Source organism: Streptomyces yaizuensis, assembly GCF_034961445.1.
Classification (GTDB): Bacteria; Actinomycetota; Actinomycetes; order Streptomycetales; family Streptomycetaceae; genus Streptomyces; species Streptomyces yaizuensis.
The window spans coordinates 170,689-192,164 of record NZ_BSBI01000017.1 but is presented as its reverse complement, the minus strand read 5'-3'; the positions used below and the strand labels follow the sequence as shown (position 1 = coordinate 192,164).

The window sequence follows — 21,476 nt, the reverse complement described above, 5'->3', positions numbered from 1 at the left end:
CCGGTGCGGCGCGACGCGACGCGACGCGGCTGCCGACTAGAAGTAGCCGGCCGCCTTGCGGTCACCGGCCTGGTAGGCGGGGGCCGCCTCGCGCACGGCGCGCGCGATGCCCTTGAGCGCCTCGTGGATCATCCGCGTCTCCTTGTCCCACTGCTTGTGGTAGGCGTCCGCGGCGGTCGCTGCCTCACCCTCGAAGCCGTCCGAGATGCTGCGCAGCTTGGACTGGAGGCTCTCCAGCCCTTCGTTCAGCTTCGCGGCCTGCTTCTCGATCGTCACCGCGGCCTGGTCCAGCGAGGCATACGTGACTACGAGCTGTCCCGCGCTGTCCGACATGAATCCTCCGACTGCTTGTGCTGTGCTGAGTCTGGTGTGGTGCTTGGTACGTGGAGCTATGTGCGGCTACGTGACGGGCGGGTCAGTAGCTGCCCGGTCAGTAGCTGCTGAGGTTGGAGGTCGCGCGGTTCGTCGCCGCGGCGTCGCCGGAGTACCCGCCCACGACATCGACACCCTGGAGCGCGGCACGCACCTCGTCGTCGGTGTTGCCCGCGGTGACCCGGGTGACCTCGATGGCCTCCTGGAAGTGGAGCAGCATCTTCGCGATCCGCACCATGCCCTGGTTGATCTCGGCCTGCTTGGCGTCGAACGCGCCGTGGCCGATGCCCTTCCAGTTGCCTTCCAGGCTGTCGATGACGCCCTGGAGCTGCTGGAGCTGCCCCTTGAGGCTGTCGAAGTTCCCGGTGATCTCCGACTGGAATTGGACGAGGTACTCGTCTGTGACCTTCTGCACTGCCATGCGGGGTCGTTCCTTCCCTGTGTTCCTGCTCGATGATCCGTGATGGGTGATGGTTCATGAGGGGGGCGGCCGGGCCGCCCCCCGTGGGCCGCGCCGTCAGGCGGACCGGCGCCGGCGTACGGCGAAGAGGACGCCTCCGGCGACGACGACCACGGCGGCCGCGCCCCCGATGATCAGCCCCGTCTGCCCGCCGTCGTCCTCGGCGGCGGCCTTCTGCCCGGCCGCCGGCTTCTCGCCCGCCTGGGGCTGGTCCCCGGCCTTGCCGCCGTCCTCGGGCGGGGATGAAGCGCTGCCGTCGGACGGTTCCGCCGAGGCGGCGCCACCTGTCTTCTTGTTGGTCAGCGGACTGATGTCCGGATCCCCGGGCTTCCCGAGCCCCCGGTTGAGATGCGCCCCGGGCCGGACGACACCGTGACCGTAGTAACGGCTGATGCCCTCGGCCTTGCCGTCCGCCCCCTTGCCCGCGCTCTCGAACATGACCCGCAGCACCTGGTTCGCGGTCCAGTCGGGGTTCGCGGACCAGATCAGCGCGGCGGAGGCGGAGGCGACGGCGGTGGCGGCACTGGTGCCGTTCCTGTCGCAGTAGCGAGTGAAGGTGGCATCACACCAGCCGGGGATGCCACTTCCAGGGGCTGCCAGATCAACGACTTCGCCGTGCTGGGAGTAGTCGTCGATCTTTCCTTCGGCGGAGGAGGCGGAGACGCCTACGACCTCGGGGTACATCGCGGGATACTCCGGCTTGTTGTCCCTGTTGCCGGTATTGCCCGCAGCAGCGAAGAGCAGCTTTCCCTTGCTCTGCGCGTATTTGACGGCCGCTTCCTCCTTGGGGTCGGAGAACTCGTTGCCGATCGACATGCTGATGATCTTTGCGTCACTGTCCGCTGCGGCTCGGATGGCGTCTGGAATGCTCCATTCGTTCACCTTCTTCACCTTGAGGTCGGCCGTGACCACACGCATGGGAATGATCTTGGCTTGGGGGGCGAGTCCCTGGAGGCCGCCTCCCTTGCCGGTCCCTGCGATGAGTTCCGCCATGGTGGTCCCATGGCCGTCGTAGTCATCGGTCTCGTCCCCGGGAGTGTCCGTGAAGTCGGCCCCCTTGAGGACCTGCCCCGTCAATGAGGGCGTCGCCGGATTCACGCCCGAGTCGATGACAGCGACCTTGATGCCCTCCCCGGTGGCCTTCTGCCAGAGCGTGTCCACCTTCATGGCATCCAGGTACCACTGCTGGGACCGTACGTTCTCCGCGCCGACTGCCGACGTGGTACCCGTGAGGCCCACAGCCAAGGCCGCAGCCACAGCACAGACCAGCCCGCACTTCCGGACCTGGTTCATTCCCGACGACATCCTGGCTTCCGAACCTTCCGCTGTCTCTACTCGATCACCGGTGGAACGACCCGTCGCCGGACCGCCCATGTCTCTTCGTCTTCCGTCAGATAGTCGGGACGAGTGCCGGAGCGCTCCTCTTCCTCCTCGCGGGGCTGCTGCCGACCGGGCCGTCCTCCGACCAGTCCGGCACCGCCCGCCGTGAACCCGTTCGCACCGGACCGGCCGGCCGACCGGCCGGCGCTGGGTGTGCCCACGATCCCGTTGTTGCCGGGGGCGCCCCGGAAGCCTCCCGGCGCACCATTGGCGGACCGGGAACCGACGGCTCCGTCGGCGCCGACGACCGTGCCTCCGGGGAAGCGCGACCCGGGAGAGCCGCCTCCGGCCCGCTGCGGGGTGCCGCCGACGATCCCGTCGGCCCGCCCGGATACCCGGCCTGCCATGGGGCCTTGCCCCATGGGACCCATCGGACCCATGCCGCCCGCGCGGCCCGCCGTGGGGGCGCCACCGGACACCGGTCCCGTGGAGCCCACGGGGCCGGTCGTACCGGGCCGTCCCCCCGGGCCTGCGCTGCCTACCTGGCCGGGGCCTCCCACGGCGGGCACGCTGCCGTTCGCGTACCCCGGTCGGCCTGCGGAGTCGACCCGTCGGAGCGGCGGAGCACCGGCGCTCTCCGCCCCAGGGCGGGTCGCGGACTGGCCCTGTCCTCCACCGGTCTTCGGCGCGGACGGCGCGCTCTTGGTCGGCGCTGTCTTGTTCTGATTGTTCTGATTGTTCTGGTTGATGCCGGGAATGCCAGGGCCCACAGGAGGCACCGGGTTGGCCGGGGGACCACCCGGGGTGGGCGGAAGCGTGGTGGGAGTGCCCGGCGACACGGGTGGAGCGGGCGGCGCCGTCACAGTGTCGAGTTCCATCGACGTGTCCGGAGCGGGAACCTGCGGCAGCGGGGCGGCAGGGGGCACAGCAGCAGCCGGAGGGACGGCGGCGGGAGACGACGGCCCCCCGTCCGCGACACCGCGAACCTGACGTGGGCTGGATGCGAAGTCGGCTGCTCCGCGCGGTCCGGAGCCTGCCCCGGGGTCGCCCGGCACGATGTCACGTCCACCCGTCCGGGGCTTGGGCACCGCCGCCGCCAGCCGCTCCGGCATCCTCGGCGGCTCCTGCCCCGCCAGCGACTGTTCCGACACCGCGTAGAACGACGCCAGCCGGTTCAGCTGGTTGATCGCCTCCTGGCGGTGCTTCTCCGCCTTCACCGCCGCCGCGTACTCGGCGTTCTCCATCTTGCGCTCGTCCGGCGGGAAGTCCGCCGCCTTGCGCGGGTCGGCGCGGCCGTCGCGCGGGGGCTTCGAGTTGCGGACGGAGGTCAGGCCCTCGCTGGCGACCTTCATCTGGCTGCCGACCGCGTTGGCGTAGGTGCCCAGGTCGGCCGCGTACCGGGCGAGTTCCAGGCCGTAGCGCTCGAACTCGGTCGCGGCGACGCCCTTCCACTCCGTGCCCTTGACGTGGGTCTCCAGCTCCTTCGCCGCCCTGTTGAGCGCCCGGGTGGCCCGCTCCATCGCGTCGCCCGCGCTCTCCAGGTCCGCCGGGTTGGAGCCTTCCAGCAGGTCGAGCATGTCGTTGAGCCGGGCGTTCTCGAAGTCGGTGCGGCCGAAGACGCCGCCGGGGCCCCGGGTGCCGAAGCCCAGCCGGTCGAGGAAGTTGGTGACCTTCTCGGCGACGTTGGTGGCGGCGTACTGGCCTTCGATGCGGGTGGTGTCCGCCGCCTGCTGCTGCTCGGGGGTCAGATTCTGGTTGTTGTTCTCACCCATATGGATTACCCCAGATCCGTCGGCACGCGGGAGTCATCGGTGAGCTTCGGCCGCTCGGCCGCCGTGACCCGGTCCCGCTCCTGCTTGAGCTGCGCCTCGATGGAGTGGAAGCGCTGCCGCATCTCCTCCTCCACGTTGTCGTAGCCGACATCGGCCGCGTGGACGCCGATCGTCAGGGCTTCGATCTGCCGGCCGAGGGACCGGGAGAGCGACACCAGGGACGTGTGGACCCGCTGGTACTGCTGAAAGAACCCGTCCGCCTCGGCGAAAGGCAGATTGGCCCCGCTGAAGGAGGCCCTCGCCACGCGCTGTTCGGCGACTTTGGCGCTGCCGCCCTCGCCGCCCTCGAATTCCGCCAGGAGTGTGGTGACCTGCTGATGGAAATTCTTCAGCGCGCCAATGCCGCGCGCGAGATCGCCGGACCCGCCCGGCCCTCCGACTCCACCGCTCTCCGCATCGAGCACGATGCCCGTCCTCCCCGTTGACGTACCGCTGTCCCTCGTCATGACCGGTGAAGGGATCGTCCCGATCCGTGCCGATCATCAGCTGAACACTCTATCCACTGCCTCTGACACTCCCAAGCCGCTTGCCCGACCGGTTACTTACCGGTACCGACCGGCGTTCGGGGGCCTCATCCGCCTGTCGCCCCGGCCCGGCGGCGGGCGTCGCGTACGGCCACGGCGCCGCCGCCGATGACCGCGACCAGGACGCCGCCGCCGACCAGGACATAGGTGGCGAGACGGGCGTCGCGCTCGTCGGCGGACTCGCCGAGGTGGACCTCGGCGGGCGTGGGCGCCTCGGCCCGGTCCAGTCCTTCGCGGGCGACGGGCCGGGTGGGGGGCCGGTCGTCCTCGGTGAGGGCGCGGACCGGGTCGACGACGCCCCAGCCGACCAGGCGGTCGTACCCCGGCGTCGACCGTTCGGCGGTCTGCTGGATCTGGGCCACGATCTGCTGAGCCGTCCAGCGCGGGTGCTTGGCCTTGATCAGCGCGGCGACGGCGGCGACGTACGGGGCGGAGAAGCTGGTGCCGTTGTCGGCGCAGTGGCCGCCGCCGGGCACGGTGGTGACGATGTCGACGCCCGGGGCGGCGACCCCGACGAAGTCGCCGGACTGGGAGAAGGCGGCCCGCTCGTTGTTGCGGTCGGAGGACGCCACCGCGAGCACGCCCTGGTAGGAGGCGGGGTACGTCTTCTTCACGTTGCCGCCGAGGCCGTCGTTGCCGGCCGAGGCGACGACCACCACCTGTGCCGCGAGCGCGCGTTCCACGGCCTGCCGCAGCAGCGGGGTGGGCTCCGCGGCCTTCGCCGTGTCCTGGGAGATGTTGATGACGTCCGCCTCCTGCTCGACAGCGTGGTCGATGGCTTCGGCGAGCGTCGCTGCGGTGCCGTTGCCGTCGGCGTCGTTCTGCTGGACGGGGATGATCGTGGCACCGGGGGCGAGCCCGGTGAAGCCGGTGCCCGCCCGGGGGCGGGCCGCGATGATGCCGGCGACCTTGGTCCCGTGGCCGACGACGTCGGTGGTGCCGTCCTCCTTGCCGCGTTCGACCTCGTTGCCGCTCGCGTCCTTGAGGTCCCGGGGCATCAGATTGGCGCCGCTGCCGGCGTCCACCGCCTCCTTGAGCTGGGGGTGGCGGACATCGACGCCGGTGTCGATGACGGCGACCCGTATCCCCTTGCCTGTGGACTGCTTCCACAGCTCGTCCAGCAGGACCCGCTGGAGCGCCCACGGGCGGCCCCCGTAGACCTCGCCGGGATAGGTGCACTGGGTGGGGGTGTCCGCGACGACGGCGGGCAGCGGCAGACCGAGGCAGGTGAACGTGGTGGCCGCCGCCACGGCGAGGACCCTGAGGGGCACCCCGGAGGGGCGGGACGAAGCGGAAGGACGGGGAGAGGCGGAAGGACGGGAGGGGGAAGCGGAAGCAGCGGTCATCGCGGGCCTCACGACCCCTGCGGCTGGTTCGCGGATCCGGTGGACAGCCGGGGACCGGTCGGCAGGAACGCGGACCACGCCGCCGGCACCGGCCTCGGCTCGACGCTCTTGTAGCCGAGGCGGTTCTGCGCCTTCTGCACCTCCTGCTCGTCGGCGCGGCGGTCCTGCTCCGTACCCGAGGAGCCGATGCCGGAAGCGTCGGTGCCGCTGTCGCTGTTGGACTGCATCGCGTAGCGCAGGCCGGTGTCGGTGACCAGGAAGAGGAATCCGGTGTCGGTCCTGGTGCCCTGGAACTGGCGGTAGAGCTGGCCCGAGCCGGGTGTGACGTACGCGCTGCTCGACCCGGCGGGCAGCTGCTCGGGGTAGGTGGTGCCCGCCCAGGTGCTCAGGGTGGTGGCGCCGGTGTCGTGGTCGACGGAGCGCAGCACGTTGCAGACGGTGTTACGGCTGTTCTTGGCGGTGCTCGCGGAGTTGACGGCCTCGGGGAGCGACTGCGGCCACTTCTTGTCCTGGTTGAACGCCTTGCCGGGGGTGAAGGCGCCGCCGCTGAGGCGCCGGGCCTTGCCTGCCTGGCCGAGGTCGACCAGGGCCTCGCTGTTGAGGAGGAGGCGGGCGGTGAAGTCGGAGACGGGGGCGACCCGGCCGGGCAGGACCACGTACTTCTGCTCGCGGGCCCCGTCGCTGGCTTCGAGGACCATGCCGACCTTGTTCAGTCCGGGGTCGAGATCACCGGCGGGGATCGCCGCGTCGGTGCCGGGGGTTCCGGGGATCTCGGGGAAGTCGACGCGGTCGCCCCGGTGGAGCGTGGCGAGCCACGACTGGGAGACCCGCTGGGGGGTGCGGTCCTGTCCGGCGACCTGCCGCAGCAGCTGCTCCTCGTCGGCGAGGGGGTAGGCGGTGCCGCCGGCGTCGACGATGTACCGGGTCCGGTCGGGTCCCTCCACGTAGAGCAGTTCCCCGCCGTGCAGCCGGTCGGTGCCGTCGGTCTTCGTCCGCTCCCGCTCGGCGAAGAGGAAGGCCGCCTTCTGGATGGTGCGCCCGCCGTCGCCGGGGCGCTCGCACACGGCCCAGCGCTTCGTGCCGCCGGCCTCCTCGGCGGAGGGCAGCCGGTCGGGCGCGTAGGGGATGCCGAGGGTGGCCCCGCGCGGGATGTCGCCCTTGTCGAGGACGGACTCGGCGACCTTGATGATCTTCCCCTTGTCGGGGTCGAGCAGCAGCTTCGCCGACGACATGTTCAGTACGGGGTGGAGCCGCTTTTCCCCGTCGGTCTCCAGCACCACATAACGGGTCGTGGACTTGCTGGCGATGATGACGTTCTCGGCGGGCTTGTCCCAGCCTTTGGGGGCCACCGGCCGGAACATTCCCCAGGCGGCGAATCCGCCGAGAATGACCACGCCGACAATGACACCGGGCACCACGGCGCGCAACGGACGCGGAGCGCCCTCTTCCGAACCGGTCGTGCTGGGCTGGAGGAACTGCGCAATCAGCCTTCTTTTCGCGAAGGTGTATGCGTTGAGTTCATCCCGACGTGATGCCATCTGTCTGCTGTCCCTCTCCCCGCTGGGCGACCTCGCCCTCGTACCGCGGGCCCCTACTATGCCTGCTGCCGGTGGCCGTTCCCCGCTCAGGTAGGGTGATCGCCCGGTCAACGCCCATATGAATTTGGTAATTACGGACACAGGGGGCAGCGGGGGATGGCGACGGCGACGCGTGCGCGCGATGGGCGGAGTTCCGGGCGGCGGCGCGGAGCCCCCCGTGGGCGCGGGGAGCGGCAGGCCGGAGCGCCGCGGCCGTCGGGGCCCCCGGCGACCACCACGCTCCGGCCCCTGTCCCGGACCCGCCGGATCGGCCCGCTGCAACTGCGCCAGCTGGCGCTGGTGGAGATCGCGCTGGCGCTGGCCGCGATCGGGGTCGCCGTCGGCGGCCTGTGGCTGATTCCTGCCGTCGCGGCCGGCTGCGTCCTGCTCGTTCTGGCCTTCTTCCGGCGGCGCGGCCAGGCACTTCAGGACTGGCTGGCGGCGGCCCTGGCGCTGCGGGCGCGCGGGCGCGGCGGGTCGGCCCCCGTGGACTGCGATCCGGCGCTGGCCCCGGTGGCGGAGTGCGTGCCGGGCTTCGGCCCGTATCCGTACGTGGACCGCCGCCGGCGGACGGTCGGGATGGCCGGCGACGGCACGTTCCTGACGGCGGTGGTACGGGTCGAGGCGAGCGGCGACGGGCTGCGCCCCGCGTTCGGCGCGCGGGCGTTCCCCCTGGCCGTGCTGGGCGGGGCGCTCACCGTGGACGACATCGTGGTCGAGTCGGTGCAGCTGGTGCAGCAGGTGCGTTCGGCGCCCGCGCCGCATCTGCCGCAGCAGGCGCTGGCGCGGCTCTCGTACGCGCCCCTCCAGGAGCGGACCGGTGCTCCGGCGCTGCGGATGACGTGGGTGGCGGTGAAGCTGGACCCGGAGCTGTGCCGGGAGGCCGTGCAGGCGCGCGGCGGCGGCCTGGAGGGGGCGCAGCGCGCGCTGGTGCGGGTGGCCGACCATGTGGCGAGCCGGGTCACCGGGGCCGGGTTCCAGGCGGTGGTGCTGGACCAGGAGGAGCTGAACGCGGCGCTGGCGACGGCGGCGTGCGCCAATCCCCGGCTGACCGCGCGGGCGGGGCTGCCCGACGCGGCTCCGCAGCGGCGGACGGCCGAGACCTCGCGGGTGTGGCGCTGCGACGACCGCTGGCACACGACGTACGCGGTGGGCCGCTGGCCGGAACTGGGGCGGGGCGCCGCTCCGCTGCCGAAGGTGGTGTCGATGCTGACGTCGGTCCCGGCGTACGCGACGACGCTCAGCCTCACGCTGCGGCGGGGTGCCCATCAGGGAGGGATGTCCGTGTCGGGTCATGTGCGGGTGACGGGTGGTTCCGACACCGAGCTGGTGGGGGTGCGCCGGTCGCTGGAGCAGACGGCGCGCACGGCCCGGGTGGGTCTGGTCCGGCTGGACCGCGAGCAGCTGCCGGGCGCGCTGGCGACGCTGCCGCTGGGCGGTGCGCGATGAGGGGCGCGGTGCGGGCGGCGCGCGGGCTGCTGGGTCCCCGGCACGCGGGGCACACGCTGCCGGTCGCCGATCTGGGTGCGCTGTCGCTGCCGGTGGGCGACGACGGTGTGGTGATCGGCGACGATCCGGAGGACCGTTCGCTGGTGCTCGGGCTGCACCGGTCGACGCGGTACGACGTGCTGCTGATCGGCGGTCTGTGGACGGCGCAGGTGCTGGCGCTGCGGGCGGCCGGCACGGGTGCCCGGGTGGTGGTGGAGACGGGCCGCCCGCAGGTGTGGACGGCGCTGGCGCAGTCGGCGGGCGCGGGCCTGGACTGTGTGACGCTGCATGCGGTGGGCCGGGTGCCGCCGATGGGCGCGACGGTGGCCAGTCCGGTGGTGGTGGTACGGGACTGCGGGATGCGGCCGCCGCGCGGGCGGGTGGTGTCGTCGCCGTGGCAGTCGGTGCTGACGCTGCTGCCGTATCTGAGCCCGGTGGCGCCCCGGTTGATGCGGGACGCGACGCTGGTGGGGGTGCAGCGGGTGTCGCCGCAGGAGGCCGAGCAGATCGGGCGGATCCTGGGGCTGTCGCGGCGGGACGTCGAGACGCTGCCGCAGCTGGCGGACGATGTCACGCTCTGGTGCGCGGGACCGGACCGGCACTGGGTGCGGACCGTGCCCACGCAGCCGGAGACATCGCTGCTCGGGGGCGCGCGCCGGCTGGACTGACCGAGCCGGAGAGCATTCCCTTTCGGCCGAGGTGTCCGAAACGGATCAAACGGCCGGTGGGGGGCGGAACGGCCGCAGCGGGCGGTGGCGTTCGTACGTCTGTCCGCTGTTCCGTTCGTACGGATGGTTCCCTCTCGGATCACCGGTTGTGATCGGCATAGGATCCTCCGTGATGCGGGCCGTCGCCGGGCCCGGGGCGTCCATGGGCGCCGGGGGCGGCGGCGGGGCCGGCCGTCTACCGGAAGGGGAACAGGACGATGGGCAGCGCACAGGAGAGGGACGAGCTGTACGCCCTCGACATCTCGGGCGTCGAATGGGTCAGCGCCCCGGGCACCGAGAAGGACGAGGAGCGGGTGGAGATCGCCTATCTGCCCGGCGGGGCGGTCGCGATGCGGTCCTCGCTCGACCCGGACACGGTGCTGCGTTACACGGAGGCGGAGTGGCACGCGTTCGTCCTGGGGGCCCGGGACGGGGAGTTCGACCTGAAGTGACGGGCACGCCCGTGCGCCGGGGTGTCCGGACGGGGCCGGGGCGCCGCTGACGCGCCGTCCGGCCCCCGGGTCGTCGCACTGCCCGGTAGGCGGTACGGGTCGTACGCGCGGTGATAGGGCGGGTACGGCATGCAGGTCAAGCGGCCGGTCTGTACCGCGTGTTCTCCGGGGGGACGGGCGCCCCCTCGCACGGTGTGCCGCTTCCCCTTCCCCTCGCAACCCTCTCGAATCCCTTTCGAATTCCTTTCGGTGCTTTTGCCGGTAACGCCGGGAATCTTTCGGCCAGGTGGCCCGAAGGGCGGGACACGGGGAGGTGAAGGCTGGGGTACGGGACGGTGGCGGGCCGGTGGTCGGCCTGCCGTGCGGAGCCGCCCGGCGACTAGGCTGGTATGGACAGTGGCAGGAGAACCTGCGGGGACTGCCCACCGCTGACCCGGGCGGAGGGCAGGGGCGGACCGGACGACGACGGTCGACGGTCGCCGGCCCCGCGCCGGTACCCGGGTGTTCGACCATTCCAGGAGGCACAGTGAACAGCGATCGGGACGAGATCCGCGGGGAGTGGGACCTTTCCGCCGACGAGTCCGACGCGGAGCCCGCCGAGCTGACGGGTGAGTTCACCATCGACTACACCCCGCCGGCCTGGTACACGCAGAACTCCGGGGGTGAGGCGCCGCGGCCACCGGCACCGGTCCAGCCCGGACCGCCGGTTCCGCCCGGACCGGCGGCCCACTCCGCCCCGCCCGGCCCTCCTGTTCCTCCCGGCCCGTCCGCTCCGCCTGTTGCGCCTGTCGCGCCTGTCGCGCCTGTTGAGCCGTCTCCGCAGCAGGCCCACGCGCCCGCGCCGGAGCCCGCGCCCGTCGCCGCCCCCGACGCGGCGGCGGAACCGCTCGGCGGCGGTGGGATGGAGTCGGGTGCCACGATGCGCTTCTCCCCCGCCGCACTGAAGCGCGAGTTCGCCGCGCTGGACGCCGCGAAGAAGGCGATGGAGGCCAAGGAGGCCGCGCGGTCCGGGACCGCCGACAGCGGCACCGACGGCGGCACCGGCACCGGGGGGACGGGTGGGCCGGCCGCCGCCCCGGGTGACGACTCCGCCGCCGCGGGCACCGCCTCCGCCCCGGACGCCGACGGCGCGGCACCGCCCGCCGTACCGCCGCAGCCCCCGGTCCAGGACCCGGCGGCACCGGCGCACCCGGCGGCACCGGACGCCCCCCGCGACGGCGGCCTGCCCTGGGCGCCGCCGCCCGCGCCGGAGTCGGGCGTGCCGCCGCTGCCGCCCGCGTTCCAGCCCGCCGCTCCCCCGCCTGCCCCGGGGTGGCCCGCGCCCCCGGCGGACGGCGGCCCCGGGGGATTTCCCCCCGCACCGCCGGTGCCGCAGCAGCCGGGGCCGTTCGGTCCGCCGCCGCAGTCCGGGTACGGCTATCCGCAGCAGCCCGCCCCGGGCCCGTTCGGCCCGCCGCAGCCGCACGCGCAGCCGCTGCCCGCACAGCAGCAGCAGTCGCCGCCGCTGCCGCCCGCCGTACCGCAGCAGCACGGAGAGCCGCCGCACGGCGCACCGCAGCACAGCGGACCCCACCACGGGGCTCCGCCGCACGCCGGGCCGCCGCACCAGCAGCCGCAGCCTCAGCCGGGGTACGGCTATCCGCAGCAGCAGGGCCCCGTACCCCTGCCTCCGCAGCAGCAGTACCCGCCGCAGGGGCAGCAGTTCGACCCCCGTACGGGTGCCCCGTGGCCCACGCCGGTCGCCCACGACCAGCGGGAGCGCGCGGTGCCGGGGGCTCCGCTCGGCTACACCGCCGCCGTGGAGCTGTCCTCCGACCGGCTGCTGCGCAACAACCGGCAGAAGCCCCGGTCCAGCCGGAACCCGTCGGCCGCGTCCCGCTTCCGGCTCGGCGGCCGGAAGGAGGAGCTGGAGCGGCTGCGCAAGCTGGAGCTGATCCGCACGCCGGTGCTCTCCTGCTACCGGATCGCCGTGATCAGCCTCAAGGGCGGGGTCGGCAAGACCACCACGACCACCGCGCTCGGTTCGACGCTCGCCACCGAGCGGCAGGACAAGATCCTGGCGATCGACGCCAACCCGGACGCGGGCACGCTCGGCCGGCGGGTGCGCCGGGAGACCGGGGCCACCATCCGCGACCTGGTGCAGGCGATCCCGTACCTCAACTCGTACATGGACATCCGGCGGTTCACCTCGCAGGCGCCCTCCGGTCTGGAGATCATCGCCAACGACGTGGACCCGGCGGTCTCCACGACCTTCAACGACGAGGACTACCGGCGGGCGATCGAGGTGCTGGGCCGCCAGTACCCGATCATCCTCACCGACTCCGGCACCGGGCTGCTCTACAGCGCCATGCGGGGCGTCCTGGACCTCGCCGACCAGCTGATCATCGTCTCGACGCCCTCCGTGGACGGCGCGAGCAGCGCCTCAACGACGCTGGACTGGCTCTCCGCGCACGGGTACGCGGAGCTGGTCCAGCGGTCGGTCACGGTCGTCTCCGGTGTGCGCGAGACCGGAAAGATGATCAAGATCGAGGACATCGTGGCGCACTTCCAAACGCGCTGCCGGGGTGTGGTCGTGGTGCCGTTCGACGAGCATCTCGCGGCGGGCGCCGAGGTCGATCTCGACATGATGCGGCCGAAGACCCGGGAGGCGTACTTCCATCTGTCCGCCCTGATCGCCGAGGACTTCATCCGCGCCCAGCAGCAGCAGGGGCTGTGGACGGCGGACGGCAACCCGCCGCCGACCATGCCGCCGCCGATGCCGATGCCGGGGTATCCGCAGCAGCAGGGGCCCGGGCCGCAGCAGCCCGGGCCGCAGGGGATGCAGGGCATGCAGGGGGTGCCCCCGCAGTCCGGGCCGTACCCGGGGCCGTCGCCGTACGGTCCGCCGCCTCAGCAGGCGCCTCAGCAGCAGGGGATGCCGCCGCAGCAGGGTCCCGGGCCGCAGGGTCCCGGTCCGCAGGGTCCGCCGCCCGCGCAGCAGATGTACGGGGCTCCGCAGCCGCCGTATCCCGGCCCGGGCTGGCCAGGACCGGGGGCTCCGGAAGCGCCGCAGGCACCCGCCGCGCCGCCGCAGCAGGCGACGCCTCCGCAGCCGCCCGCCGGATGGCCCGCGCAGCCGGCCCATCAGCCGACGACGCCTCCGCAGGGGCCGCAGCCGGGGCAGGCAGAGCCGTCCCCGGAGCAGCGGGAGCGGGGCGAGCAGCCGCCGCCCGCCTCCTGACCCACGGCCCGTGTGGTGGCCCCGTACCGAGTGCGCCGGTACGGGGCCACCGGCGCGTTCTGGCCATGCACGCCGAATCCCGCGATCCGTTGACGTACTCGGACCGCCCCTGGTAGATCTCGCTCCCACCCTTTCGCGAAGGACGACACGAGGTCATCGTCATGGTCATAGAGGTCTCGTCCCGCACCCGTTCGCTGCTGGCCTTAGGCGCGGCCGTGGCCGTCCTCGCCGTCCCGGTGAGACCGGTTACGGCCCTGGCGGACGGGGGCGCCGATGGCGGGAGGAAGGTCCTGACCATCGCGCTGGCGCAGAGTGTCGACTCGCTCAGCCCGTTTCTCGCGCAGCGGCTGGTGTCCACCACGATCCACCGGCTGACCTACGAGTATCTGACGAACTACGACGCCGCCGACGGGCGGACGATCCCGGGTCTCGCCACCGGCTGGAAGTCCTCGCCGTCCAAGCTGACCTGGACCTACACGATCCGCAAGAACTCCACCTGGTCGGACGGCAGACCGGTCACGGCCCACGATGCCGCCTTCACGTTCACGAAGATGATGACCGATGAGAAGGCGGCGACGGCGAACGGCAATTTCACGGCCAATTTCCGCAGGGTCACCGCGCCCGATCCGCGCACCCTGGTGGTCGAGTTGAAGAAGCCGCAGGCGACGATGACGGCACTCGATGTGCCGATCGTGCCCCGGCATGTGTGGGAGAAGGTCGGCGATTTCGGGACGTTCAACAACGACACGTCCTTCCCGGTGGTCGGGAACGGTCCGTTCGTCATCACGGAATTCAAGGTCGACCAGTTCGTCCGGCTGAAGCCCAACAAGACTTTCTGGCGGGGCGCGCCGAAATTCGATGAGCTGATGCTGAGGTTCTACAAGGACGGCGACGCGGCGGTCTCGGCCCTGCGCAAGGGTGAGGTGTCGTTCGTCCAGGGGCTGGTGCCGGCACAGGCGGCGGCGTTGTTGAAGGCCGACGACATCAAGGTCAACGACGCCCCGGGGCGGCGGTTCCTCGCGCTGGCCGTGAACCCGGGTGCCCGCTCCCGGGACGGGCGGACCTTCGGTACGGGGCACCCGGCGCTGCGGGACCCGGTGGTGCGCAGGGCGCTGTTCCACGCGATCGACCGGAGGGAGCTGGTGGACACCGTCTACCGGGGCCACGCCGTGGAGGGCGAGGGCTATATCCCGCCACGTTTCGGCGCCTACCACTGGCAGCCCGACGCCCGGCAGAAGCGGGTGCACGACCCGGAGCGCGCCGACGCGCTGCTGGACGCGGCGGGCTACCGGCAGAACGGCGACGGGCGGCGGCTCGGCAAAGACGGCAGACCGCTCACCTTCCGGCTGCTGTGCCACGCCACCGACCCCAGCGAGACCCATATCGGCAAGTACCTGGATAGCGTGTGGGGGAAGCTGGGCATCGACACCCGTCTGGAGTGCCTGGACAACGTCTCGGACCCCTGGCTGAAAGGGGACTACGACCTGGCCTTCGACGGCTGGTCGGTCAATCCGGACCCGGATTTCGTGCTGTCGATCCACACCTGCGGCGCGCTGCCCGCGACCCCGGACGCCACCGGCTCCACCGACAACTTCATCTGCGACCGGCGCTACGACGAGCTGTACGAGCGGCAGAGGGCCGAGTACGACCCGGTGGTCCGCGCCCGACTCGTGAAACGGATGCAGGACCGCCTCTACGAGACGGGGCTGATGAACGTCCTGCTCTATCCGAACGCGGTGGAGGCGTACCGCACCGACCACATCGCGTCGATGACCACGATGCCGGCGGCGGCCGGGAACCTCTGGGGGCAGGACGGCTACTGGAGCTGGTGGTCGGCGGTGCCCGCGCGGGGCCACCGCGACGGCTCGGACGGCGGGTCCGCCACCGGGGTCGTCCTGGGCATCGGCGGGGCCGTGGCGCTCGCCGCCGCCGTGGGGGTGGCGATGGCGCTCCGCCGGCGGGCCACCGCCGACACCCGTGAGTAGCCCCCGGTGGCCCCGGTGACCGCCGTGGCCGCCACCGCTCCCGGGCGGCGGGCCGCCGCCCGGGGGTACGCGCGCTACGCGGCGGGGAAGCTGGGCGGCGCGGCCGTCTCCCTGTTCGCCGTACTGGTCACCGGGTTCTTCATCTTCCGGATCATCCCCGGGGACCCGGTGAAGGTGCTCACCCAGGGCACCCCGACGACGGCGGAGGAGCTGGCCGCTCTGCGCCGGCAGTTCGGTCTCGACCAGCCGCTGTGGCAGCAGTTCACCGAGTACGTGACCAGCGCGCTCAGCGGCGATCTGGGGATGTCGTACCAGTTCCGGGCGCCGGTCGGGGAGCTGATCGCGCAGAAGGTGCCCGCGACGCTGCTGCTGACCGGTGTGGCCGTGGTGCTGTACTCGGCGATCGGGCTCCGGCTGGGGACCCGCACGGCGTGGCGGCACGGCGGCACGGCCGACCGGGTGCACACGGCGATCGCCCTGACGCTGTGGTCGGTGCCCTCGTTCTGGCTGGGGCTGCTGCTGATCGTCACCCTGTCGGTGGGGGTGGGCCCCGTGCCCGGGCTGTTCCCCACCGGAGGCATGGAGTCCGGCGACACCACGGGCGCCGCCCGCGCCGTCGACATCGCGCACCATCTCGTCCTGCCGGTGCTGACCCTGGTGGCGGTCGGCTACGCGCAGACGCTGCTGGTGATGCGGTCCTCGCTGCTGGACGAGATGGGCGGCGACTATCTGACCACCGCGCGGGCGAAGGGGCTGCGGGACGCGGCGGTCCGCCGCCGACACGCCGTACCGAACGCGCTCCTCCCCGTAGTGACGATGGTCTTCATCAATCTCGGCCATGTGGTGGCCGGATCGATCCTGGTGGAGACGGTGTTCTCGTGGCCGGGGCTCGGCGGGCTGTTCTACCAGGCACTGCGGGTGCCGGACCTGCCGCTGGTGCAGGGCCTGTTCATGGTGTTCGCGGGGGCGATGATCCTGATGAACCTCCTCGCCGATCTGCTCTATCCGCTGCTCGACCCCCGGGTGTCGCGGTGAGCGCCCCGCTGGTGTGGGCGCGTCGCCGGCGGACGGCGGCCCGGCTGTGGCGCGCGTACCGCACCCAGCGGGCGGGGCTGTGCGGCCTGGCCGCGCTGGCGCTGATCGGCGTGCTGGCGCTCGCCGCGCCGCTCCTGGTCGACCCGGACATCCAGCAGGTCACGGGGGCGCCCGGGGAGCCGCTGGAGGCGCCCGGGGCGCGGTTCTGGCTGGGCACGGACCAGTTCGGGCGGTCGCTGCTGGAGCTGCTGCTCGTGGGGGCGCGGGTGTCGCTCGCGGTGGGGCTGCTCGCGGCGGCCCTGTCGGTGGCGATCGGCACGGTCGCCGGGATTCTGGCCGGCCACTACGGTGGCTGGTTCTCGACGGTGCTCATGCGGGTGACGGACTGGTTCCTGGTGATGCCGGCGCTGGTGCTGGCGATCGTGCTCGCGACCGTGATGTCCCGCGGCCTGTGGACGGTGATCATCGCGATCGGTGTGACCAGCTGGCCGACGACGGCCCGGCTGGTGCGGGCGCAGACGATCGCGGTGGAGGCCCGCCCGTACATCGAACGCGCGCGGGCGCTCGGCGGCGGGCACGGTCACATCATGGGCCGGCATGTGCTGCCGAACGTCATGCCGCTGGTGCTGGCGCAGACCACCCTGGGCATCTCGGCGGCCATCCTCACCGAGGCGACGCTCGCCTTCCTGGGGCTCGGCGACCCCGAGGTCATCTCCTGGGGCGGGATGCTCCAGGACGCGCGGGCCGCCGGAGCGGTCTCGTCCGGGCACTGGTGGTACCTGGCCCCGCCCGGACTGGCGATCGCCCTGGTGGCGCTCGCGTTCACCCTGTGCGGACGGGCGGTCGAGCGGGTGCTCGACCCGGGACGGGGGGCGGGCCGGTGACCCTGCTGGAGATCCGGGACCTGCGGGTGACCTACGGGACGGGCGCCACGGCCGTGCCCGCCGTGCGCGGCGTCGATCTGCGGCTGGAGGCCGGCCGGAAACTGGGGGTCGCCGGGGAGTCGGGGTGCGGCAAGACCACCGTGGCGCTGGCGCTGCTGCGGCTGCTGCCCCCGTCGGCCCGGCTGCGCGGCGAGATCCTCCTCGACGGCGAGGACGTCCTCACCATGGGCTGGGGGCGGCTGCGGGCGGTCCGCTGGGCGGGCGCGTCGATCGTCTTCCAGGGCGCGATGCACGCGCTGAACCCGGTCCGGAAGGTCGGCGACCAGATCGCCGAACCGCTGCTGCTGCACCGGCGGGCGGCGACGCCCGGGGCGGCCCGGACCCGGGTCGGCGAGCTGCTGGCCCAGGTGGGGCTGCCCGCCGCGCGGGCGGCCGCCTATCCGCACGAGCTGTCCGGGGGGCAGCGGCAGCGGGTGATGATCGCCATGGCGCTCGCCTGCGACCCCCGGCTGATCGTCGCCGACGAGCCCACCACGGCGCTGGACGTGATGGTCCAGGCGCAGATCCTCGGGCTGATCGGCGGGCTCGTCGCCGAGCAGGACATCGCCCTGCTGATGATCAGCCACGATCTGGCGGTCCTGGCGGACGTCTGCGACCGGCTGGCGGTGATGTACGCGGGGCGGGTGGTCGAGGAGGGGCCCGCCCGTACGGTGTTCACGGCGGCGCTCCATCCGTACGGACGGGCGCTCGCGGCCGCGTTCCCCCGCGTCGGCGACCCGGCGTCCCGGCTCGCCCCGAGCGGCCTCCCGGGCGACCCGCCCGATCCGTCGGCGCTGCCACCGGGGTGCGCGTTCCATCCCCGGTGCGCGGTCGCGGTGGCGCGGTGCGCCGAGGAGGAGCAGCGGTTGACGGAGTACGGGGCGGGGGAGGCGGCGGACGTGTCGGCGGAGACCCGGCGCACCGCGACCGGAAGCGGAACCGGCGGGAAGGCGGCGGAGACCCGGCGCACCCCGACCGGAACCGGAACCGGCGCGGAGACGGCGAACAGCCCCACCGGGCCCACGGATCCCCGGGGCGACCGCGGGGACGGCAGGGACGGCGCCGTGGAGGCGGGAGCACGCTCCGAGCCGTCCGAACCGTCCGAACCGGTGGACAGCGCACATCGCGCCGCCTGCGTACGCGTCGGACACCCCGCACTGTTCGCAGAAGGACTCGGATGACTCGGATGACTCAGGTGACTCAGGTGACTCGGAGGAGCGGATGACCGGGGAATCCCTGCTCACCGCCGACGGCCTGCACGTGTCCTTCCCCGGACGCCACGGCGGCCCGCCCGCCCGCGCCGTCGACGGAGTCGACCTGGAGATCGGCCGGGGCGAGATCGTCGCCCTCGTCGGCGAGTCCGGCTGCGGCAAGACCACCCTCGCCCGCGCCCTCCTCGGCCTCGTACGCCCCGCGCACGGCCGGATCTCCTACCGGGGCACCCCGCTCGACTACGGCGTGCGCGGCCTCAAGGCGTACCGGCGCCGGGCGCAGCTGGTGCTCCAGGACCCGCGCGGCGCGCTCAACCCGCGCCACACCGTGTACGACGCCGTCGCCGAGGGGCTGCGGATCCACCGCGTCGGCGGAGACGAACACGCCGCCGTCACCGACGCCCTGTCCCGCGCCGGGCTGCGCCCCCCGGAGCGCTTCCTGCTGCGCTATCCGCACGAGCTGTCCGGCGGTCAGCTCCAGCGGGTCGTGATCGCGGGGGCGCTGGTCCTGGCGCCCGAACTGATCGTCGCCGACGAGCCGGTGGCCTCCCTCGACGCCTCCGTACGCGGCGAGATCCTGGCCCTGCTGCTGCGGCTCCGCGCCGAACTGGGGCTGTCAGCGCTGGTGGTGACGCACGACCTGGGACTCGCGTGGAACATCGCCGACCGGGTGGCCGTCATGTACCTCGGCCGGATCGTCGAATCGGGACCGGTGGGCGAGGTGCTGACGGCGCCCCGGCACCCGTACACCAGGGCACTGCTGTCGGTGCTGCCCGAATCGGCGCTCCCGCCGGTGGTGCTGGCGGGCGAGCCGCCCGACCCCTCCCGGATCCCCGGCGGCTGCCGCTTCCACGTCCGCTGCCCGGTGCTGGCGTCGGGCGAAGCGGAACGCGCGGGGATCGCCGAGCGCTGTCGTACGGAGGAGATCGCGGTGCTCACGGGCCCCGGTGCGGCCTGTCACCGGGCCGGGCCGACGCCCACGCCCTGAGGGGCGCCCGGCGCACCGGGGCCCTCGCGTCAGCGGCCGGCCGTCAGCTCACGGCACGTGGCGACGTCGTCGCCCATCGCCACGAGCAGCGCGTCGATGGACTCGAACTTCAGCTGCCCGCGGACGTACGCGAGGAAGTCCACCGCCACGTGCAGCCCGTACAGATCGAGACCGACACGGTCGATGGCGTACGCCTCCACCGTGCGCTCCGTACCGTCGAACTGCGGATTGGTGCCGACCGAGATCGCCGCGGGCATGCGCTCGCCGTCGGCGGTCAGCCAGCCCGCGTACACCCCGTCGGCGGGGATCGCGGTGTGCGGCAGGGTCTCCAGATTGGCGGTGGGGAAGCCCAGCTCGCGGCCGCGCTGCGCGCCCCGGACGACGATGCCCTCGACCCGGTGCGGACGGCCCAGGATCTCCGCCGCGCCCTCGACGTCGCCCTCGGCGACGAGCCGGCGGGTCAGGGTGGACGAGAACGGCTCCCCGCCGCCCGCAGCGCCCGAGACGAAGAGGTCGATGACCTCGACCTCGTAGTCGTACGTGGTCCCCAGCTCGGCCAGGAATGCGACATTGCCCGCCGCGCGGTGGCCGAAACGGAAGTTGGGCCCCTCGACCACCAGCCGCGCGTGCAGCTTGTCCACGAGCACCTTGACGATGAAGTCCGCAGGTGACAGCTGCGAGAACGCCGCCGTGAACGGGAGCACGAGCACCGCGTCCACGCCCAGCTCGGCCATCAGCTCCGCGCGGCGGTGGTGCGGTGCGAGCAGCGGCGGATGGCTGCCGGGGCGGACGACCTCGCTGGGGTGCGGGTCGAAGGTGACGACGACCGACGGCACCGACAGCTCACGGGCGCGCTCCACCGCCCGCCCGATGATCAGCTGGTGTCCGCGGTGCACCCCGTCGTAGGAGCCGATGGTGACGACGCTGCGCCCCCAGTCCTGGGGGATGTCCTCCAAGCCACGCCAGCGCTGCACTGTGACCGCTCCTCGCCCGAACCCTGTGTACCGAATGCCGCTTCAACGACTGCCGACTATGCAGGTCTAAGACTGCCATGCCCGCGTCCGTCGGTCGGCATCGGTACCGGGGCGGCCGGTCCGGCGCGGGGGTCCGGGGGATCCGGACCGCCTTCCTGACCGGCCTCCGGAGCACCTTCCGGACCGTCTTCCGGAGCGGGTTCGCCGCTGTCGCCGGGGGCTGCGGGCCGCCGGTCCGCGACCAGCTCGCCGAAGCCCGGGTGCTCCTCGGCGAGCCGCCGTACCCGCCGGCCGAGGCGGGCCGCGCCCTCGGGGGTGAGCGCGAACACCGCGGCGGTACGGCGCAGCAGCGCCGCGGTCTCGGCGCGCGGGCGGTCCCGGTGGCCCAGCGCGGCGGCCCGCAGCACCGCGTCGAGCACCTGGTGCGTCTCCCGGTGCGCGGAGTGGTCCGGGTCCGCGCACCGGGAGGCGCAGACCTCCAGCAGCAGATCGAGCAGTTCGGCGCGGAGCGGCCGGGACGGGGCGCGGCCGGGCGCGGCGAGCACCGGGGCGAGGGCCCGGAGCACCTCGCAGGGCCCCTCCCGGAGCAGGCCGCTGAGCAGAGGGAACAGCACCGCTCTCGCGGCGGGGCCCTGGTCGAGACGGCGGTCGGCGAAGACGGCCGCGTGGGGGGCTCCCTCCGGGTGGCGTGCCAGGTACTCGCCGACGAGGGCGGCGGCCCGGCGGGCGAGCGCGGGCACGGTGACCCCGGCGAGGGCCCGCAGCACCTCCCCCGCGCCGTCGTCGTCGGCGAGCCGGTCCCGCAGGGCCGCGAACACGGGCCCCGGGTGCGTCGTCAGAGCCGGCGCGAGGGCGTCCGGGGAGAGCCCGGGGACGCCCTCCGCGAAGGCCGCCAGCGCGGGGCGGAGGAACCGCGCCCGGGTGCGCGGATCGGCCAGCAGCAGCGCGAGGGCGGGACCGCGCACCGCCGGGTCCCGGGGTACGGCCTCCAGGAGCGCGCACGCGGCGTAGCGCAGGAGCCGGAGGTCCGCGTCGGTGGTGATGTGGGGACGGACGGCGAGG

At 73.2% G+C, this 21,476-nt stretch carries 17 protein-coding genes; 9 read left to right on the top strand and 8 right to left on the bottom strand.

Annotated elements, in window-relative coordinates; all coding sequences use genetic code 11:
• Positions 1–36: 36 nt before the first annotated feature.
• The 7 genes from SYYSPA8_RS32640 to eccB form a co-directional block, all read right to left on the bottom strand.
• A complete protein-coding gene (locus tag SYYSPA8_RS32640; RefSeq protein ID WP_323451022.1) occupies positions 37–333 on the bottom strand; it encodes a WXG100 family type VII secretion target in 297 nt (98 codons plus the stop codon).
• 97 nt (positions 334–430) lie between these two features.
• The gene (locus SYYSPA8_RS32635; RefSeq protein ID WP_323451021.1) at positions 431–793 is read right to left on the bottom strand and encodes a WXG100 family type VII secretion target; all 363 of its coding nucleotides are present in this window, start codon (positions 791–793) and stop codon (positions 431–433) included.
• A gap of 96 nt (positions 794–889) precedes the next feature.
• Complete coding sequence (locus SYYSPA8_RS32630; RefSeq protein ID WP_407706131.1) at positions 890–2,137, bottom strand: S8 family serine peptidase; 1,248 nt, start codon at positions 2,135–2,137, stop codon at positions 890–892.
• Positions 2,138–2,163: 26 nt separating this feature from the next.
• A complete protein-coding gene (locus SYYSPA8_RS32625; protein ID WP_323451019.1) occupies positions 2,164–3,924 on the bottom strand; it encodes a hypothetical protein in 1,761 nt (586 codons plus the stop codon).
• A gap of 5 nt (positions 3,925–3,929) precedes the next feature.
• Complete coding sequence (locus tag SYYSPA8_RS32620; protein WP_407706130.1) at positions 3,930–4,430, bottom strand: hypothetical protein; 501 nt, start codon at positions 4,428–4,430, stop codon at positions 3,930–3,932.
• 125 nt (positions 4,431–4,555) lie between these two features.
• Entirely contained in the window at positions 4,556–5,758 is a 1,203-nt protein-coding gene (mycP, locus tag SYYSPA8_RS32615; protein ID WP_323451017.1) for a type VII secretion-associated serine protease mycosin, read from the bottom strand.
• A 104-nt stretch (positions 5,759–5,862) separates the two neighbouring features.
• Complete coding sequence (eccB, locus tag SYYSPA8_RS32610; protein ID WP_323451016.1) at positions 5,863–7,392, bottom strand: type VII secretion protein EccB; 1,530 nt, start codon at positions 7,390–7,392, stop codon at positions 5,863–5,865.
• A 156-nt stretch (positions 7,393–7,548) separates the two neighbouring features.
• On the opposite strand from eccB, the gene eccE reads away from it, so the two are divergent.
• The 9 genes from eccE to SYYSPA8_RS32565 all read left to right on the top strand — a co-directional run bounded on the left by eccE (position 7,549) and on the right by SYYSPA8_RS32565 (position 19,440).
• Positions 7,549–8,880, top strand: coding sequence for a type VII secretion protein EccE (gene eccE / locus SYYSPA8_RS32605; RefSeq protein WP_323451015.1), 1,332 nt, complete (start codon positions 7,549–7,551; stop codon positions 8,878–8,880).
• A complete protein-coding gene (locus tag SYYSPA8_RS32600) occupies positions 8,877–9,587 on the top strand; it encodes a hypothetical protein (protein ID WP_323451014.1) in 711 nt (236 codons plus the stop codon). The genes eccE and SYYSPA8_RS32600 overlap by 4 nt, the downstream gene beginning before the upstream one ends.
• A gap of 257 nt (positions 9,588–9,844) precedes the next feature.
• Positions 9,845–10,078, top strand: a complete 234-nt coding sequence (locus SYYSPA8_RS32595) for a DUF397 domain-containing protein (protein ID WP_323451013.1) — start codon at positions 9,845–9,847, stop codon at positions 10,076–10,078.
• Between the two features lie 526 nt (positions 10,079–10,604).
• Entirely contained in the window at positions 10,605–13,298 is a 2,694-nt protein-coding gene (locus tag SYYSPA8_RS32590; protein ID WP_323451012.1) for an SCO5717 family growth-regulating ATPase, read from the top strand.
• 161 nt (positions 13,299–13,459) lie between these two features.
• A complete protein-coding gene (locus tag SYYSPA8_RS32585; protein WP_323451011.1) occupies positions 13,460–15,283 on the top strand; it encodes an ABC transporter substrate-binding protein in 1,824 nt (607 codons plus the stop codon).
• Between the two features lie 15 nt (positions 15,284–15,298).
• Entirely contained in the window at positions 15,299–16,318 is a 1,020-nt protein-coding gene (locus SYYSPA8_RS32580; RefSeq protein ID WP_407706135.1) for an ABC transporter permease, read from the top strand.
• Positions 16,315–17,202: an ABC transporter permease gene (locus tag SYYSPA8_RS32575; protein WP_323451010.1), complete on the top strand. Its 888-nt coding sequence runs from the start codon at positions 16,315–16,317 to the stop codon at positions 17,200–17,202. The genes SYYSPA8_RS32580 and SYYSPA8_RS32575 overlap by 4 nt, the downstream gene beginning before the upstream one ends.
• Positions 17,199–18,422, top strand: a complete 1,224-nt coding sequence (locus SYYSPA8_RS32570; protein WP_323451009.1) for an ABC transporter ATP-binding protein — start codon at positions 17,199–17,201, stop codon at positions 18,420–18,422. The genes SYYSPA8_RS32575 and SYYSPA8_RS32570 overlap by 4 nt, the downstream gene beginning before the upstream one ends.
• Positions 18,423–18,462: 40 nt before the next feature.
• The gene (locus SYYSPA8_RS32565; protein WP_323451008.1) at positions 18,463–19,440 is read left to right on the top strand and encodes an ABC transporter ATP-binding protein; all 978 of its coding nucleotides are present in this window, start codon (positions 18,463–18,465) and stop codon (positions 19,438–19,440) included.
• 29 nt (positions 19,441–19,469) lie between these two features.
• Here SYYSPA8_RS32565 and SYYSPA8_RS32560 read toward each other — a convergent pair whose 3' ends face one another.
• Complete coding sequence (locus tag SYYSPA8_RS32560) at positions 19,470–20,414, bottom strand: bifunctional riboflavin kinase/FAD synthetase (RefSeq protein ID WP_323451007.1); 945 nt, start codon at positions 20,412–20,414, stop codon at positions 19,470–19,472.
• Positions 20,415–21,476 lie beyond the last annotated feature (1,062 nt).

What these genes read in the sequence shown, in the direction of transcription:
- SYYSPA8_RS32625 (WP_323451019.1), bottom strand. Translation starts at nt 3,924, where the DNA reads ATGGGTGAGAACAACAACCAGAATCTGACCCCCGAGCAGCAGCAGGCG.
- SYYSPA8_RS32565 (WP_323451008.1), top strand. Translation starts at nt 18,463, where the DNA reads ATGACCGGGGAATCCCTGCTCACCGCCGACGGCCTGCACGTGTCCTTC.
- SYYSPA8_RS32585 (WP_323451011.1), top strand. Translation starts at nt 13,460, where the DNA reads ATGGTCATAGAGGTCTCGTCCCGCACCCGTTCGCTGCTGGCCTTAGGC.
- SYYSPA8_RS32635 (WP_323451021.1), bottom strand. Translation starts at nt 793, where the DNA reads ATGGCAGTGCAGAAGGTCACAGACGAGTACCTCGTCCAATTCCAGTCG.
- eccB (WP_323451016.1), bottom strand. Translation starts at nt 7,392, where the DNA reads ATGGCATCACGTCGGGATGAACTCAACGCATACACCTTCGCGAAAAGA.
- SYYSPA8_RS32640 (WP_323451022.1), bottom strand. Translation starts at nt 333, where the DNA reads ATGTCGGACAGCGCGGGACAGCTCGTAGTCACGTATGCCTCGCTGGAC.
- SYYSPA8_RS32600 (WP_323451014.1), top strand. Translation starts at nt 8,877, where the DNA reads ATGAGGGGCGCGGTGCGGGCGGCGCGCGGGCTGCTGGGTCCCCGGCAC.
- SYYSPA8_RS32620 (WP_407706130.1), bottom strand. Translation starts at nt 4,430, where the DNA reads ATGACGAGGGACAGCGGTACGTCAACGGGGAGGACGGGCATCGTGCTC.
- eccE (WP_323451015.1), top strand. Translation starts at nt 7,549, where the DNA reads ATGGCGACGGCGACGCGTGCGCGCGATGGGCGGAGTTCCGGGCGGCGG.
- SYYSPA8_RS32595 (WP_323451013.1), top strand. Translation starts at nt 9,845, where the DNA reads ATGGGCAGCGCACAGGAGAGGGACGAGCTGTACGCCCTCGACATCTCG.
- SYYSPA8_RS32630 (WP_407706131.1), bottom strand. Translation starts at nt 2,137, where the DNA reads ATGTCGTCGGGAATGAACCAGGTCCGGAAGTGCGGGCTGGTCTGTGCT.